Source organism: Acidimangrovimonas sediminis (genome assembly GCF_002871005.1).
GTDB classification, from domain to species: Bacteria; Pseudomonadota; Alphaproteobacteria; order Rhodobacterales; family Rhodobacteraceae; genus Acidimangrovimonas; species Acidimangrovimonas sediminis.
This window is the reverse complement of the sequence record NZ_PHSN01000058.1, coordinates 1-537: the sequence shown is the minus strand read 5'-3', so window position 1 is coordinate 537 and position 537 is coordinate 1. Positions and strand designations below refer to the sequence as shown.

Sequence of the window (537 nt, the reverse complement as noted above, 5' to 3'; positions counted from 1 at the left end):
CACTTGTTTGTACTGCTTTCTGATCCGTCAGATCGTGCCCGTTTGGGTCGGATCTTGCTGTTACTGGATCAAATCAAGCCTATCGGGCAATTAGTACCGGTCAGCTGAACGCATTGCTGCGCTTACACCTCCGGCCTATCGACGTGGTGGTCTTCCACGGCCCTCAAGGGAGACCTTGTTTTGAAGGGGGCTTCCCGCTTAGATGCCTTCAGCGGTTATCCTGTCCGCTCATAGCTACCCAGCACTGCCGTTGGCACGACAACTGGTCCACCAGTGGAGCGTTCACCCCGGTCCTCTCGTACTAGGGGCAACTCTTCTCAAGTCTCCTACACCCACGGCAGATAGGGACCGAACTGTCTCACGACGTTCTAAACCCAGCTCACGTACCTCTTTAAACGGCGAACAGCCGTACCCTTGGGACCTGCTCCAGCCCCAGGATGAGATGAGCCGACATCGAGGTGCCAAACGATGCCGTCGATATGGACTCTTGGGCATCATCAGCCTGTTATCCCCGGCGTACCTTTTATCCGTTGAGCG

The 537-nt window shown here is 55.9% G+C and carries 1 rRNA gene; it reads right to left on the bottom strand.

Annotated features, from left to right (window positions below):
* Nucleotides 1–69: 69 nt before the first annotated feature.
* Nucleotides 70–537 (bottom strand): 23S ribosomal RNA (locus tag CVV76_RS24185); the annotation flags it as partial.